13 protein-coding genes and 1 pseudogene are annotated in these 14,702 nt (G+C 61.5%); 7 read left to right on the top strand and 7 right to left on the bottom strand.

The window, feature by feature from the left end; genetic code table 11:
- Positions 1-223: 223 nt before the first annotated feature.
- Positions 224-1,111 carry a substrate-binding periplasmic protein gene (locus tag ACZ5WQ_RS00895; RefSeq protein ID WP_464382928.1) on the bottom strand — a complete coding sequence of 296 codons (888 nt, stop codon included), beginning with the start codon at positions 1,109-1,111 and terminating at the stop codon, positions 224-226.
- Between the two features lie 4 nt (positions 1,112-1,115).
- Positions 1,116-1,526 (bottom strand): cytochrome c-550 PedF, encoded by a 411-nt coding sequence (gene pedF / locus ACZ5WQ_RS00890; protein WP_464383678.1) that lies wholly within the window; start codon positions 1,524-1,526, stop codon positions 1,116-1,118.
- Between the two features lie 403 nt (positions 1,527-1,929).
- On the opposite strand from pedF, the gene exaA reads away from it, so the two are divergent.
- The 7 genes and pseudogenes from exaA to ACZ5WQ_RS00855 form a co-directional block, all read left to right on the top strand.
- Positions 1,930-3,786: a quinoprotein ethanol dehydrogenase gene (exaA, locus tag ACZ5WQ_RS00885; protein WP_464382927.1), complete on the top strand. Its 1,857-nt coding sequence runs from the start codon at positions 1,930-1,932 to the stop codon at positions 3,784-3,786.
- 50 nt (positions 3,787-3,836) lie between these two features.
- Complete coding sequence (locus ACZ5WQ_RS00880) at positions 3,837-4,502, top strand: pentapeptide repeat-containing protein (RefSeq protein ID WP_335598994.1); 666 nt, start codon at positions 3,837-3,839, stop codon at positions 4,500-4,502.
- A gap of 89 nt (positions 4,503-4,591) precedes the next feature.
- Positions 4,592-6,925 (top strand): putative bifunctional diguanylate cyclase/phosphodiesterase, encoded by a 2,334-nt coding sequence (locus ACZ5WQ_RS00875; protein ID WP_464382926.1) that lies wholly within the window; start codon positions 4,592-4,594, stop codon positions 6,923-6,925.
- Positions 6,926-7,403: 478 nt separating this feature from the next.
- Positions 7,404-8,603, top strand: a complete 1,200-nt coding sequence (locus ACZ5WQ_RS00870) for a tyrosine-type recombinase/integrase (protein ID WP_273010050.1) — start codon at positions 7,404-7,406, stop codon at positions 8,601-8,603.
- A gap of 355 nt (positions 8,604-8,958) precedes the next feature.
- Entirely contained in the window at positions 8,959-9,273 is a 315-nt protein-coding gene (locus ACZ5WQ_RS00865) for a c-type cytochrome (protein ID WP_014851536.1), read from the top strand.
- A gap of 21 nt (positions 9,274-9,294) precedes the next feature.
- Positions 9,295-9,636: a c-type cytochrome gene (locus ACZ5WQ_RS00860; protein ID WP_464382925.1), complete on the top strand. Its 342-nt coding sequence runs from the start codon at positions 9,295-9,297 to the stop codon at positions 9,634-9,636.
- Positions 9,633-10,481 (top strand): annotated as a pseudogene (locus ACZ5WQ_RS00855) (cytochrome D1 domain-containing protein); the annotation flags it as partial. The gene ACZ5WQ_RS00860 and the pseudogene ACZ5WQ_RS00855, both read left to right, overlap by 4 nt.
- 212 nt (positions 10,482-10,693) lie before the next feature.
- Here ACZ5WQ_RS00855 and tatA read toward each other — a convergent pair.
- From tatA to ACZ5WQ_RS00830, 5 genes are read right to left on the bottom strand one after another with little or no spacing between them, the layout of a single operon-like run.
- Positions 10,694-10,876 carry a twin-arginine translocase TatA/TatE family subunit gene (tatA, locus tag ACZ5WQ_RS00850; RefSeq protein ID WP_464382924.1) on the bottom strand — a complete coding sequence of 61 codons (183 nt, stop codon included), beginning with the start codon at positions 10,874-10,876 and terminating at the stop codon, positions 10,694-10,696.
- A 29-nt stretch (positions 10,877-10,905) separates the two neighbouring features.
- A complete protein-coding gene (locus tag ACZ5WQ_RS00845; RefSeq protein WP_058077829.1) occupies positions 10,906-11,478 on the bottom strand; it encodes a nitrous oxide reductase accessory protein NosL in 573 nt (190 codons plus the stop codon).
- A 21-nt stretch (positions 11,479-11,499) separates the two neighbouring features.
- Complete coding sequence (locus ACZ5WQ_RS00840; protein WP_047306344.1) at positions 11,500-12,327, bottom strand: ABC transporter permease; 828 nt, start codon at positions 12,325-12,327, stop codon at positions 11,500-11,502.
- Positions 12,324-13,250 (bottom strand): ABC transporter ATP-binding protein, encoded by a 927-nt coding sequence (locus ACZ5WQ_RS00835; RefSeq protein WP_464382923.1) that lies wholly within the window; start codon positions 13,248-13,250, stop codon positions 12,324-12,326. The genes ACZ5WQ_RS00840 and ACZ5WQ_RS00835 overlap by 4 nt, the downstream gene beginning before the upstream one ends.
- Positions 13,247-14,551 (bottom strand): nitrous oxide reductase family maturation protein NosD, encoded by a 1,305-nt coding sequence (locus tag ACZ5WQ_RS00830; protein ID WP_464383677.1) that lies wholly within the window; start codon positions 14,549-14,551, stop codon positions 13,247-13,249. Before ACZ5WQ_RS00830 ends, ACZ5WQ_RS00835 begins: the two co-directional genes overlap by 4 nt.
- Between the last annotated feature and the right edge of the window lie 151 nt (positions 14,552-14,702).

Here is a 14,702-nt window from a genome sequence, read left to right as displayed (position 1 = left end):
TTCTGCCGCTCCCCGTCAGACCGAGCAACGCAGCGAACCCGAAGGGCCGCGTAGTCGGGTACCCCGGGGGATCGCTAAGGGGGGCCGGGCAAGCGGCCCCCCTTGGCTCGCCGGGAAAGGCGAAAAGTGAACTAGCTGACAACGCAGAAAGAAAGGTCGATCCCGGTCATAAGTGAAAGGCAAAAAAAAACCGGCCCAGAGGCCGGCAAAGGAGATCAGTCGATTACTGCGCGTAGCGGTCAGGCGGCAAATATCGCAGCCCGTGCGCCGCGTAGATAGCCGCCATCCGGCCATCGAGAATCATGCTTTCCACCTCATCACCCAGCGCGTAGGCCAGCTGACGGTTGGAGTCGTGGACCGCCATACCCAGCTCCCACACCTGCTTGCCGATGTTCGGGTAGGCGTTTTCAGTCAATCGCATGCCCGCTGCCGGGTGTTGCGCCAGCAGCCAGTCGATTTCCGCCTGGGTGCCCATCACCGCGTTGACCTCGCCCTTGAGCATCGCATCAAAGGCAACACCGAGGGTGCGGTAGTGGTGAATCATTCCGGCCAGGCGACCGTTCATCACCGAGCCCAGATAGAACGATGGCACCGAGTCTTCTTCTACCCCGACCGGGTAATACTGGAAGATCGCGATGCTCGGTACGGCGTCGATCTTGCCTGGGTCAAACGCCGCCTGCCAGCGTTCGCGCTGGTAGGGCCCGAACATGTGCACCAGCTCGTTCTTCGGCAGACCAAGCTCATCGCGGCGGTTGCTGAAGTCCTGATCGTAGGGCACCCGCAACATCACATCGGCGACTTCGCCCGGACGCAGGTAATGCCCTTTCCACAGGTGGTTACGCAGGTCACCGTCAATGGTTTCGTCCGCCTGCATCCACTGGATACTCAGGCGGACGCCAAGCCCTTCGGCCAGCGCCTTGGCCAGCGCAACATCAACCCCGGCGGGCTCGCCGTTTTGCATGAAGCTGTAGGGCGGAAAGTCCTGATACAGCGCCACCCGCAGCTCGCCAGAGGCGACGATTTCGTCGTAATCACGGATGTGGGTGATGTTGAAAGCCTGCGCTGGCAGTCCCAGCAGCAGGCAGAGACAAAACAGCCAGGCGCGGACCATGGTGTTATTGCTCCACTGCCACGCTTTCCAGCCAGGTACGGATGGACCAGAGCGCTTCCTGACTCAGGAAGTCGGCCATCTTCGGCATGTAGACGCGACCGTCGCGTACCGAGCCGTTGATGACCCGCTCCTTGAACCACTCATCGCCGTAGTCACCGACTTCCAGGTAACGCAGGTCGGGCGTAATGCCGCCGGAGATACCTTCCAGGCCGTGGCAGGCCGCGCAGTTCTGGTTATAGGCCGAAGCGCCCACCTTGATGGCCAGCTCATGCTGCGGGTGACCTTCGCGGTAGGGGTTGGTTTCGCGCCATTCCGTGCCGAGCTCTTCGAGTCCTTTGGTGTCCACCGACTGGGGCGTGACATTGCCATGGGCCATGGCCTGGCCGGCAGCCAGTGTCAGGCCGAGTGCGGTCATCTTCAGTGCTTTCTTGTACTGGTTCATACTGCTCACCTCGTGGCCGAATCGATTGCGCAAGTGCGTTGCTGTCGAAGGCCATGGTAGGAAGCCACCGCAACCGGCCCAATGCTGCTTTGGTGGCCGCGACCTAGTTCGTTGGTAGTAGAAACATACTCACAGAAATACCAAGCAACTGATTTTAAAGACCTTTTAAAAAACGCAGAAAAGCCGTCCAATCCTTGGATCAGGTTTTCTCCATCTAAAGTACTGCTCCCTCCTACCCTCTACCAAGCGCCAGCAGACCGGGAACTCTTCCCGCCGCCTCCGGGCATTTTTCCGTATCGACCGGCATAGCCACACGACCACCATGAGTCGTGGATCAGCCCCGCTGAACACCCCAACTATCGACAGGAAAACTGCCATGAAAACAACAAGACTTCCCGCGCTGAAGCCCGTCAGCCAGGCCATCAGAGGCCTGGTATTCGCCGCTGGCCTCGGCCTCGTCGCGGGCCCTGCTGCGGCCACCCCGGTTACCTGGGAGGACATCGCCAACGACCACATGACCACCAACAACGTGCTGATGTATGGCCTGGGCACGAACGCCCAGCGCTACAGCCCGCTGAACATGGTCAACGACGAGAACGTGTTCAAACTGACGCCGGCGTGGTCCTTCTCCTTCGGTGATGAAAAGCAGCGCGGTCAGGAATCCCAGGCCATCGTCCACGAGGGCGTGATCTACGTCACCGGTTCCTACTCGCGCATGTTCGCCCTGGATGCCAAGACCGGTCAGCGCCTGTGGAGCTACTCGCACCGCCTGCCCGACGACATTCGCCCATGCTGTGACGTGGTCAACCGCGGCGCCGCCATCTACGGAGACAAGGTGTTCTTCGGTACTCTTGATGCCGGCATTGTTGCGCTCAACAAGGACACCGGCAAGGTGGTCTGGCGCAAGAAGTTCGCCGATCACAAGGCCGGCTACACCATGACCGGCGCACCAACCATCGTGCAGGACCAGGCCACCGGCCGCGCGCTGCTGATCCACGGCTCCTCCGGCGATGAGTTCGGTGTGGTCGGCCAGCTGTTTGCCCGCGACCCGGAAACCGGCGAAGAGGTATGGATGCGCCCGTTCGTCGAAGGTCACATGGGCCGTTTGAACGGCGAAGACAGCACCCCCACCGGCGACGTAAAAGCGCCCTCCTGGCCGGATGATCCGAACTCGCCGACCGGCAAGGTCGAGGCCTGGAGCCACGGCGGCGGCGCGCCCTGGCAGAGCGCCAGCTTCGATGCGGCAACCAATACCATCATCATCGGTGCAGGCAACCCGGCCCCCTGGAACGGCTGGGCACGCACTCCGGAAGATGGCAACCCGAACGACTACGACAGTCTCTACACCTCCGGGCAGGTCGGCGTCGACGCCACCACGGGCGAGGTCAAGTGGTTCTACCAGCACACCCCGAACGATACCTGGGACTTCTCCGGCAACAACGAGCTGGTGCTGTTCGACTACGAGCAGGACGGCGAGACAGTACCCGCGACGGCCCACGCCGACCGCAACGGCTTCTTCTATGTGGTTAACCGCGAAGACGGCAAGCTGATGAACGCCTTCCCGTTTGTCGACAACATCACCTGGGCAAGCGGCATTGACCTGGAAACCGGTCGTCCGATCGAGAACGAAGGTCAGCGTCCGCCGCGCCTGGAAGAAGGTCAGGAGCGCAGCGAAGCGATCGAGGTCTCCCCGCCGTTCCTCGGCGGCAAGAACTGGAACCCGATGGCCTACAGCCGCGACACCGGTCTGTTCTATGTTCCGGCCAATCACTGGAAGGAGGACTACTGGACAGAAGAAGTCAGCTACGCCAAGGGCTCCGCTTATCTGGGCATGGGCTTCCGCATCAAGCGCATGTATGACGATCACGTCGGCATCCTGCGCGCGATGGACCCGCAGACCGGCCGCGTCGCCTGGGAGCACAAGGAGCCACTGCCACTGTGGGCTGGCGTACTGGCCACCGGTGGCAATCTGGTGTTCACCGGCACCGGCGATGGCTACTTCAAGGCCTTCAACGCCGAGACCGGCGAGCAGCTGTGGCAGTTCCAGACCGGCACCGGAATCATCTCCCCGCCGATCACCTGGGAGCAGGATGGCGAACAGTACATCGGCGTGACCACCGGTTACGGCGGCGCGGTTCCGCTGTGGGGTGGCGACATGGCCGAGCTGACCAAGCCGGTCGCGCAGGGCGGCTCGTTCTGGGTATTCAAGCTGCCCAGCTGGGCCAACGAGTAACCACCTGAAACGCCCTGCCCACCCGGGTGGGCAGGGCTATGGAGAAGAGCATGAAACTGCTTGTTCGTCTGACTGCCAGCCTGCTGGCACTGAGCAGCCCCGCGTTGCTGGCGCAGAGTGCCGACATCGCCGAAGAGGATATCCGAACCCTAAACGGCTGCGCCCTGATCCCCGGCACCCAGTGCCAGGGCGTTGATCTGCGCGGCGCTGATCTCCGCCACCTGGATCTGCGCAAGGCGGACCTGACCGGCGCCGACCTGCGCGATGCAGACCTGCGCCATGCAGTACTTGACCAAGCCAGACTCGACAACGCCCGGCTCGAAGGAGCCAACTTTACCCGTGCCAGCTTGCAGCAGACCGCCATGCGCGGCGCCCAGGCCGACGAAGCACAGTTTGTGGCCATCAGTGGCTGGAACCTCACTGCGCAGGGAGCCAGCTTCAAGGGCGCAGACTTTACTGGCGCCAGCCTGGACTTCGCGCGTTTCAGCGGTGCAACCATGCACGGTACCGTGCTGCGCGCCGCCAATCTGGAGATGGCCTGGCTGCCAAAGGCCGACATGGCCGGCGCCGATCTGCGCGACGCCAACCTGCAGGAAGCCAAACTCAATCACGCCAATTTGACCGACGCCAACCTGGAAGGCGCACGCCTGCACTACGGCACCTTTCTGGACGTGACAATGCATGGTTGCCAAGCCTGTCCGGTTGATTGGGAATAACGCGGCTGCGACCTATAGCCTATCGTCAGGCGTGATTGCATTCTGCTAGTGTTGAGACAGGGTGCAGTCACGTCATCGGTGGGTGTCGTTTGAAACCATATTCACAGACCTTTGAATCACTGCGCGACGACATCGCGCAAATGTACAGCAGTAACGAGCGCGAAATGGCTTTGCTGCGCGGCGCCCACCTCACCTCGGTAATTCGGGTCACGCCCGCGATGATGTTTGCCAACGTCGGCGCAGGTGCCTGTATTTTGCTTAGCTACTCACCCGATATTCCAGCCGGGCTATGGGTCTGGTTTTGTGCTCTTGCACTGGCCTGTCTGCTCGCCTGTGTGAGCTGGTGGCGAATGCCGGATGAGGGGCTTGTAACCTCCCGCGTACGTCGAATAAAGCGCTCTACTCTTCACGCGGCGGGGCTGTCCGGTATCTGGGGTGTGATGATCATCCTGTGGTTCCCAACCAGTGGTGGCTTGCAGCAGATGACCATCTCGACACTGGTAACAGGAATGATCGGCGCCGGCGGGTTTGTTCTCAGCCCGCTGCCAAGTGCCAGCATCATCTATGTCGGCATATACACGCTGGCCTCCCTGATCGGCCTGCTGCTTACCGGTCAAACTCACTTCTTTGCTTTCGCCCTGCTGCTGTCACTCTACTCGCCGATGGTAGTCATCGGTGCGCTGCTGTCGTGGCGAAAATCAACCGACCTGATCAATGCTCAGCGCAAAGCTGCACGCCAGGGCGAAATGCTCTCGGTGCTGCTTCAGGACTTCGAGCTGGATGCCGGTGACGCGCTGTGGGAAACAGACGCCGATGGCATGCTCAACCACGTTTCGCCGCGGCTGACCGAACTGCTTGAACTGGCGCCCAATGAGCACCTGGAAAAACGCTTCGTGGAGCTGCTGAGTGATCGCTGCGCTGAGTTGAAGAAGCAAGGCACCGAACTGATTGAATGTCGCCAGAACTTCCGTGCACTGCCGCTCAGCTTGCAAGGTCGCCGCGGAGTGCGCCACCTGGCCTTGACGGGCAAAATTCTTCTGGATGATCAAGGCCGCTTTGTCGGACGGCGTGGCATCGTCAGCGACGTGACCGACAAGGTCAACAACGAACGCATGCTGCAAACCCTGGCCCACACCGACTCGCTGACCGGCCTGGCCAACCGCTTCAAGCTGCGCGACACCATCAGTGCACTGGTCAAGCGCGATCAGTCACTGGCCCTGCTGTCGGTCGACCTGGACCGTTTCAAGAGCATCAACGACAACCACGGCCACAGTACCGGCGACGCCCTGCTCCAGGTCATCGCCCGCCGCCTGCTCGGTTGCGCCGGCGAAAACATGCTGGTCGCCCGCCTCGGCGGCGATGAATTCGCCCTGGTGGTCTGGCACTTTGAGAGCAGCACAGAGATCACCGCCCTGGCCCAGAAGCTGATCAGCAACCTCAGTAACCCTATCACCGTCGCTGAGCGAGAGTTTCGCGTTGGCGCCAGCATCGGTATCAGCGTGCGTCCGCCGGGCGGTCCTCATCTGGATGATCTGATGGTGCAATCGGATATGGCTCTCTACACAGCAAAGTCTGCGGGCAGGGGCTGCTGGTCGCTCTACTCCGAAGAAATGGGCGAGCGCAGCCGGCGCAGACTGGCCATTGAAGAGGGTTTGCGACACGCCATTGAGCGGGGACAGATTCAGGTTCACTGGCAACCAAAGGTTGATCTCGCGAATTGGGAAATTGTCGGCGCCGAGGCACTGATTCGCTGGAGCCATCCCGAGCTGGGCAGAGTCGGACCGGACGAGTTCATTCCCATTGCCGAACAGTGCGGTCTGATTGACGGTCTGGGCCACTGGGTACTTGAGGAGGCTTGCCGGGCTGCAGTCAATGAGCTGCAAGGGCTGACCATTTCAGTCAATGTCTCGGCGATGCAGGTACAGTTCGGGCATTTTCTTGAGGACCTCAAGACCCTGCTGCAACGCTACCAGCTCGCCCCGCAGCGGCTTGAACTGGAGCTCACCGAGTCGGTGATTCTCGATGACCCGGATCAGGCGCTGGCCACGCTCCACGCCATCCGTGAGACCGGCGTAAGACTGGCACTGGACGATTTCGGTACTGGCTACTCGTCTTTGTCGTACTTGCGCTGCTTTCCGTTCGACACTCTGAAGATCGACCGCTCATTCATTACCGAATTGCTGACCCGACAGGATGCCCAGGCCATCGTGCGGATGATTACTGAGCTGGCCATCACCCTCGGCAAGCGCACGGTCTGCGAAGGCGTTGAAACCGCCGAGCAGCTGAACGCCGTTCGCGCCACCGGCTGCAACGAGGTACAAGGCTATCTGATATCCGCGCCGGTGCCACTCTCGGCATTCCCGCGCAGCCTGCCCGAGCGCCCCGGCGTTGTCACGGTCATGACAAGCGAGCTGCAAAGCTGACGCCGCCCCGCCTTGAGATGGCAGGTATAGCTTGCAGGCTCGGTCGAACGAGGGCTCTCACCGAGAACTCACCGGATAAACAAAACGCCCAGCTAGTCGGGGGACTGTGCCGTCTGCGACTTCGTCAGGGATTATTCGGCGCTGCGCGCCTCACCCCTCTTCGAGGGGCCGCCGTCGCTGCGCTCCGGCGTTCCTCGCCTGCGTTGCAGGCTCGGTCGAACGAGGGTTCTCACCGAGAGCTCGCCGGATAAACAAAAACGCCCAGCTAGGCTGGGCGTTTTGTTTATTGGCGGAGAGTCAGTCCTTATTTTCAGTGTTTCAGCACATCTCTAAAAATCCGAAAAAATGGCGTAACACCATGTTTTAGATTGATATTTTTTAGCACATCGTCTTTTGACGTCTCAGCACTTCCAGCGCTAAAGTATGGGCCAGAGTATGGGCCAGCGAAGGCTTACCACATTAATTCCAGGAGTCCCCCTTGGGTAATCTCACAGCCAAAACCATTGAAAAGCTCGTCAAGGATGGCACCTCGAAAATGCACAACGATGGTGACGGTCTGTATCTTCGTATCAAGTCACCCGGAAGCGCCAGTTGGCTGTACCGATACCGCACCAATGGCAAACTCCGTGACATGGGACTCGGGGCTTACCCAGAGGTCACCCTGGCCGAAGCACGAGACCAAGCGGCCAATGCACGTAAACTGGCCAAAACGGGCATAGACCCGCTTGATGAACGAAAGCGCCTACGCGAAGAGGCTGAGGCGGAGCAACGCCGTGCAGCAGCAATGTCGATCACGTTCGAAAGTGTTGCGCTCGACTACATTGAGTCCCAGAAAGCTGGTTGGAAAAACGCCAAGCATGCAAGCCAGTGGACCAATACGCTAAGCACCTACGCCTTCCCTCTCATCGGTGACTTACCGCCTAACCAGATCACCACCGAGCACGTGCTCAAGGTATTGAAGCCAATCTGGACCAAAGTGCCGGAAACCGCTTCCCGTGTACGAAACCGGATTGAGTTGGTTCTGGATGCAGCAAAAGCTGTCGGGCTGCGTGAAGGAGAAAACCCCGCAAGATGGCGCGGGCATCTCGACAAGCTGTTCCCCAAACGCAGCAAGGTGAGCAAAGTTGTGCACCACCCTGCACTCCCTTGGCAGGAAGCGCCTTCATTTATAGCCAAGTTGCGTCAGTGTCATTCCCCATCACATCGCGCCCTAGAGATGACCATCCTGTCATGCTGTCGCACAAGTGAAGTACTTGGCGCAACGTGGGATGAGGTCAATCTGCAGGAAGGCATCTGGACCATACCTGATGAACGTATGAAAGCGGGGAGATCTCACCGCGTGCCAATAACCGGCGCGCTTCGTTCACTCCTGGAAGGCTTACATCGAATAGACGACAGTCCGTTCCTATTCCCGGGTAGGGACCACGGCAAGCCCCTATCGAACATGTCTATGTTGATGACGCTGAAACGAATGAGCTACGACCATATAACCGTCCACGGCTTCAGATCCACATTCCGGGATTGGGCGGCCGAAAACACATCTCATCCCCGTGATGTCTGTGAGCAGGCTTTGGCTCATACGCTGGAAAGCTCGGTCGAGTCTGCGTATCGGCGCGGTGACATGTTCGAGAAACGGCGAAAGCTGATGGAGGACTGGGCGCTGTACCTTGCACAATAGGGGCAAATGATGAACGGCAAAGCGTAAAGCCAAGCGTTCACCGAAGGTATTGTTGAGCAGACAGAACCGGCTACGGAAGACGCTGATTAACTCAGCCCCGGAACGGGGCTGTTGTCAGGTGATACTTAGTCTGTACACCTGGGGCGGTCCACATAGCGTAAAGGGCTTGATATTTAGCGCTGCTTCAGGCGTACTTTATTTGACATTACTTGACATGATTCAGGAGAGTCTTGTAAGTCTGACCGGAGGGCATTGAGGTAAAATTTAACGTGCATCCACCCAGTACATTTGTTGCTGGGTTTTTCCACCGGGGCGGGCTCAGATCCTCCCCTCAATTAGCCTTGAGGAAGTACTCATGAAAAAAATCCTGGTTCCGCTGTTCGCCCTGAGCGGCGCGCTGATGCTGCAACCGGCGATTGCTCAGGACGGCGAAGCGCTGTTCAAGAGCAAGCCTTGCGCAGCCTGCCACAGCATCGATGCCAAGCTGGTTGGCCCGGCATTCAAGGAAGTCGCCGCCAAATACGCGGGCCAGGAAGGCGCAGCCGACCTGCTTGCCGGCCACATCAAGAACGGCAGCCAGGGCGTCTGGGGTCCGATCCCGATGCCGCCAAATGCTGTAACCGAAGAAGAAGCCAAGATCCTCGCCGAGTGGGTTCTTAGCCAGAAGTAACCTAGCGTCCTGGAGGACGTCATGACAGTGTCCCGACACGCAGTATCACGTTTGGGGCTCGCCCTGGCGTCCCTCCTCCTGATTCCCGAAGCCCTGGCCGCGGCACCTGATGCCGAACGCCAGGCTCAACTCGAACACCTTCTCGTGCAGGACTGCGGTTCCTGTCACGGCCTGCGCATGACCGGCGGCCTCGGCCCCGCCATCACCCGCGACGCACTGACCGGCAAACCCCGCGACAGCCTCATCGCCACCGTGACCCACGGAAGACCCGGCACCGCCATGCCCGGCTGGAATGCCCTGCTCGACGAGCAGGACATCGTCTGGCTGGTCGATCTGCTTCTCGAAGGATATCCAAAGCCATGATCCGTCCCTTCCTGCTGCTGGCTGCGGCCGGCCTGCTTTGCGCCTGCGCGCAACAACCCCTGCGCGGCACCGGCGACCTGGGCGTGGTGGTGGAACGCGCCACCGGCAGCCTGCAACTGATCGAGAGCAGCGGCATGAGCAGCCTGGCGCGCATCGAGGGGCTGGGCGACCTGTCCCACGCTTCGGTGGTGTTTTCCCGTGACCAGCGCTTCGCCTATGTCTTCGGCCGCGACGGCGGGCTGACCAAAGTCGACCTGCTGCGCCAGCGCATCGACAAGCGCGTGATCCAGGGCGGCAGCAGCATCGGCGGCGCCATCAGCCAGGACGGCCGTCTGATCGCCGTGGGCAACTACGAGCCGGGAGGCGTCAAGGTCTTCGACTCCCAGACCCTGGAGCAGATCGCCGACATTCCCGCCACGCCGCTGGCCGACGGCAGCCGCAATTCCCGCGTGGTGGGCGTCACCGACGTACCGGGCCAACGCTTCATCTATAGCCTGTTCGATACCGGCGAAACCTGGCTGCTGGACTTCAGCCAGAGCCGCACGCCGCAGATCAGCCGTTTCGAGAACATCGGCAACCAGCCCTACGATGCGCTGCTCACGCCGGAGGGTCGTTACTACATCGCAGGCCTGTTCGGCGAGGACGGCATGGCCAAGCTCGACCTCTGGCACCCCGAGCGCGGCGTCGAACGCATCCTCGACGGCTACGGCCGTGGCCAGCAGAAACTGCCGGTCTACAAGATGCCGCACCTGGAAGGCTGGACCGTGGCCGGCAACCAGACCTTCGTGCCCGCCATCGGCCAGCATCGTGTGCTGGTGATGGACAGCGAGAGCTGGCAACAGACCCTAGCAACGAACGAAAGAAGCCGGTCACCGGCAGTCCGCAGAACCGCATCGCAGAATGGCATGAGTGAAACGATACTCAGCGTGACGCACCCGCACGCGATGGGCTGTGGCCTGGGTGATACGAAGCCTTCTCTTCCTGGCGGAAGAGAACTGGAAGAAGCGTGCCCCCGGCAGGCCGGGTTCGCCCTTCGGTGAACCCGGAGCAGAAGCCCTTACTTGTGTTCCGGCTTGACCGGCTCCACCTGGGCCGTGCTTTCATCCTCGCTCACCGACTTGCGAAAGCCCGCGATCGCGCTGCCCAGATCCGAGCCCAGGCCACGCAGGCGCTTGGTGCCGAACAGCATGACCACGATCAGAAGAATGATCAGAAGCTGCCAGATGCTGATACCCATCATTTTGCTTACCTCGATTGCGTCGAATGCGGTCAATGACCCGCGTGATCGTTGTGTTCGGTTTCGGACATGTGCTCATGCATGTCGTGGTGCTGCATGTCCGCGCCCTGCTGCAGCACCGCATGGTCGATCTCTTCGAAGCGCAGCACCCGTCCGCCATGTTCGGCAGCGAGCTGCTGCGCCTGCTGCTCGTCGGCGAAACTGGCCAGGGAGACACCCATGGCGCCCTTGAGCGGCGTACCGGCGACGTACCAGGCCGTGCGGGCGTCGATCAGGTGCTCGTCGCTGGGGTGCGCCCATTCGCTCTTGCCCATGTCATGCACATAGAGCTTGGCATCGAGAAGCTTGTTTTCCGGCTGAAGGTACCAGCCGAGCATCTCGGCGGTGGAGCAGAACTTCTTCACGCCGGCCTTATCCACCGCCTGGCCTTTCGGGCCGGGGAAGTCGGCGATGATCATGCCGCAGACGTGGCATTCGTCACTTTCATGGAAAGCCACCGGGTCGAGCGATTGCTGGACTTCTTGCTTGTCGCCACAGGCGGCCAGCCCGAATGCCAGGAGCATCGCGAGCAGCGCCTGGCCGCCGGTACGGTACAGATTGTTCATCATTCGTTTCCCTCCAGAAAGTCAGGCCAGGCGCCGACGGAAGATGCCATAGGCCAGCAGCAGCGATGCGCCTGCCCAGGCCAACAGGCAGAGCCAGAGCACGGCGTTCGGCACGGGTAGGTCGCCGCCCAGCGACAGCACGCCCATGGCGCCGCCGCCTTCGAAGCCGGACAGATTGATCAGCCGGTAGATGTCGGTGGGGTTGAGCAGCAGCAGCCAGGGCAGCAACTCGGGGCTGAACTTGCCTTCGCTGAGCACCAGCAGCGCCAGCAACACCAGGTCGAACACCAGCACGAACAGGAACCAGATCCCCAGCGCCAGGCCGGCGGCGCTGGATTTCTCGTTGACCTTGCCGCTGAGCACGTAAGCCAGGGCAAGGAACACCCAGCCCAGCAGCGTGGAGGAAACCATGAAGCGACCGAAGGCCCAGAGCAGCAGGCCCAGCTCGATATCCTCGACCAGCAGGGCAATGGCCAGAGCGGCGCCGCCGAAGCCGATCAACACCGCCAGGGCAAGGATCAGCCCGTGGCCGACGAACTTGCCGAGCAGGATCTCGCCGCGCCCCAGCGGGTAGGTCAGCAGCAGCATCAGCGTGCCGCCTTCGTCCTCGCCGACGATGGCATCATAGGCCAGCAGCAGCGCGATCAGCGGCATCAGGAAGGTGGCCAGGCTGGCCAGGCTGGCGATGGTCGCCGGGATCGAGGTGAACCCCACCTGCCCCGAGGCGGCCGCGCCGAGCCAGGCAATGCCCACGGCCAGCACCGCGAACAACAGGCTGATGGCCAGCAACCAGCGGTTGCGCAGGCCATCGCTGAGTTCCTTGCGGGCGATGTTCCAGACCTGGTTCATACCCTGCCCTCCGCGGCCTGCACATCGCCGGCGCGCTCCATGTAATAGCGGTACAGATCCTCCAGCGAAGGCTGGTGGATTTCCACATCGTCGGGTTCGCTTTCCCCGAGCAGCTCACGCAGCAACGGCAGCTTGTGGCCGTTGATGGCGATCACCTCGACACCATCCTCGCCGAGACGCTGCGCCGAGTGCCCCGCATTGGCCCAGCGCTCCAGCCAGGCCTCGCTCTGACTGATGCCACTGGCGCGGATACGCACCGGCAGGCCGGCCTCGCTGCGCAGCTGCTTGAGGCTGCCGATGGCCTGCAGGCGCCCCTTGGCGAGAATAGCCGCACGGTTGATATGCGCCTCCACGCCGGGCAGCACGTGGGAACAGAGGATCACGCTGGTGCCTGTCTGGCGCAGCCGATCGATCAGCAGGTAGAGCTCCTGGGTAGCGATGGGGTCCAGCCCCACGGTGGGTTCGTCGAGCAGCAGCAGGCGCGGCTCGCCGAGCACCGCCTGGGCCAGGCCGAGCCGCTGGCGCATGCCCTTGGAGTAGGTCTTCACGCGGCGATCGGCGGCGTGGGCGAGGCCGACCTGCTCGAGCAGATCGTCCACCTGGCCCAGCGGCGTGCTCTTCAGGCGCGCGAAATGACGTAGGGTCTCGCGCCCCGTCAGTTGCGGATAGAAGGTGACGTTCTCCGGCAGATAGCCCAGGTGACGGCGCACGTCGGTGGTGCGTGGATCACGACCCAGCACCTGGACGCGCCCTTCGCTGGCCTGCAACAGGCCGAGAATCAGTTTCATGCTGGTGGTCTTGCCGGCGCCGTTATGGCCGAACAGCCCCAGTACCTCGCCTTCGCCGAGGTTCAGGTTCAAATCATGCAACACTGTCATGTCGCCGTAACGCTGGCTGACGCCCTGGATCTCGACGGCATTCATGAGTGGGGCCTCTGCGTTGTGTTCATCGGTTCCTCTGTCACGCCTCGGGTAGGTGGCTTCATCAACGGATGGCTGTCCTGTACGCCCGGTGACTTGATCACCGGAAACGCGCGCTGCACCCAGCGCAGCACTTCGATGCTCGGGCTGTTCATCAGCAGACGCACCTGCGGATACATCCACAGCAGGCGATCGACGTTGTCGTTGGGCTCGTAGGCGATGTCGCCCAGGCCGTCTTCGTTGCGGTCCCAGCCCAGGTAGTCGCTCCAGTAGTTGCCGCGCCCGTCGACCGACCACTCCTGGGTCCGTATGGCGACGTACTTGACCTGCTGCGCGTTGCCGACGAAGGCGTTGCTGGAAATACGGTTGTCTTCCGAGCCGGCGGTCAGATGGATACCCAGATCGCTGCGCTGGAAGTGGTTGTTCTCGATGGTGTTGAACAGCGAGTTGTAGATGAACAGCGCCTTGCCTTCACCGCCGCTGATCATGCTGTCGCCACCGGTATCGCCACGCTCGACATCGGTGACGAAATTGTCCTTGAGGGTCGAGTAGGTGATGTAGTTCATCAGGATGCCGTAGTTCTGATCGTGCTCGGAGCGGTTGCCGATCACGGTCAGTTTGCGGCTCTGCATCAGCGCGTAACCGGTGCGGGTGCGGCGGGTGATGTTGGCGATCACGCGGTTCTCGTGGGAGAACATGTAGTGCACGCCGTAGCGCAGGTCCTCGAACAGGTTGCGCTCGATGCTGTTGCCGTTGGAGTTGTCGATGTAGATGCCGTCGCGGGTGTTCCAGACATGGTTGTCGATGACTCGAGCACCGCGCACGGAGAACAGGTGGATGCCGTTGCCGCGATCCTGGGAACGCAGGCCGAGGTCGCCCTCGATACGGTTGCCTTCGACCAGCAGGTCACGGTTGCGATCGGCCCAGATGCCGAAGCCCGGCCCTTGCAGGTCGTTGTTGCGAATCTGCGCGCCGGTGGCGGTCGGTTCGAGGAAGATCGCCGCGTTCATCGCCGTGAGGTCGCGCCCCCAGTCACGCAGCGCGCACCCCTCGATGGTCACGTTCGCTGCGCGCACGGTCAGGACGTTGCCTTGCCCCGGCGCCTTGATCACCGCACCCTGCGCGCAGTGCAGCGCCAGCGGTTGATCGATGATGAATTGTCCGGTGTATTCGCCGGCGGGCAGTGTCCAGCGGTTCTCGCCCTGCGCTTGCAGCGGCAGCGAGGTGAGCGGTTGCGGTTCCGCCAGGGCGGCTCCCGCGGGAATCATGAGCGCGGTAAGCGCCAGGGTGTAGCACGCACGCATAGCCTGAAATCTGAGCACGTCAATTACCTTCTCTTCAGCGTCAGGCGGGTTCGGGAACCCGGCGAAGCCAGTTCGCCGGGTTGGAAATGATCATGGGAGCGACTCGGCGCCACGCTGCGCGATGGCATCATCCACCGCTCCCACGACCAAC

The organism is Halopseudomonas sp. T1L2 (genome assembly GCF_055397385.1).
Note: the sequence above shows the minus strand (reverse complement) of the source record. Positions and strands in the feature narration are given on the sequence as shown.

What these genes read in the sequence shown, in the direction of transcription:
- exaA (WP_464382927.1), top strand. Translation starts at nt 1,930, where the DNA reads ATGAAAACAACAAGACTTCCCGCGCTGAAGCCCGTCAGCCAGGCCATC.
- pedF (WP_464383678.1), bottom strand. Translation starts at nt 1,526, where the DNA reads ATGACCGCACTCGGCCTGACACTGGCTGCCGGCCAGGCCATGGCCCAT.
- ACZ5WQ_RS00880 (WP_335598994.1), top strand. Translation starts at nt 3,837, where the DNA reads ATGAAACTGCTTGTTCGTCTGACTGCCAGCCTGCTGGCACTGAGCAGC.
- ACZ5WQ_RS00865 (WP_014851536.1), top strand. Translation starts at nt 8,959, where the DNA reads ATGAAAAAAATCCTGGTTCCGCTGTTCGCCCTGAGCGGCGCGCTGATG.
- ACZ5WQ_RS00860 (WP_464382925.1), top strand. Translation starts at nt 9,295, where the DNA reads ATGACAGTGTCCCGACACGCAGTATCACGTTTGGGGCTCGCCCTGGCG.
- ACZ5WQ_RS00895 (WP_464382928.1), bottom strand. Translation starts at nt 1,111, where the DNA reads ATGGTCCGCGCCTGGCTGTTTTGTCTCTGCCTGCTGCTGGGACTGCCA.
- ACZ5WQ_RS00830 (WP_464383677.1), bottom strand. Translation starts at nt 14,551, where the DNA reads ATGCGTGCGTGCTACACCCTGGCGCTTACCGCGCTCATGATTCCCGCG.
- ACZ5WQ_RS00845 (WP_058077829.1), bottom strand. Translation starts at nt 11,478, where the DNA reads ATGAACAATCTGTACCGTACCGGCGGCCAGGCGCTGCTCGCGATGCTC.
- ACZ5WQ_RS00835 (WP_464382923.1), bottom strand. Translation starts at nt 13,250, where the DNA reads ATGAATGCCGTCGAGATCCAGGGCGTCAGCCAGCGTTACGGCGACATG.
- ACZ5WQ_RS00840 (WP_047306344.1), bottom strand. Translation starts at nt 12,327, where the DNA reads ATGAACCAGGTCTGGAACATCGCCCGCAAGGAACTCAGCGATGGCCTG.
- tatA (WP_464382924.1), bottom strand. Translation starts at nt 10,876, where the DNA reads ATGATGGGTATCAGCATCTGGCAGCTTCTGATCATTCTTCTGATCGTG.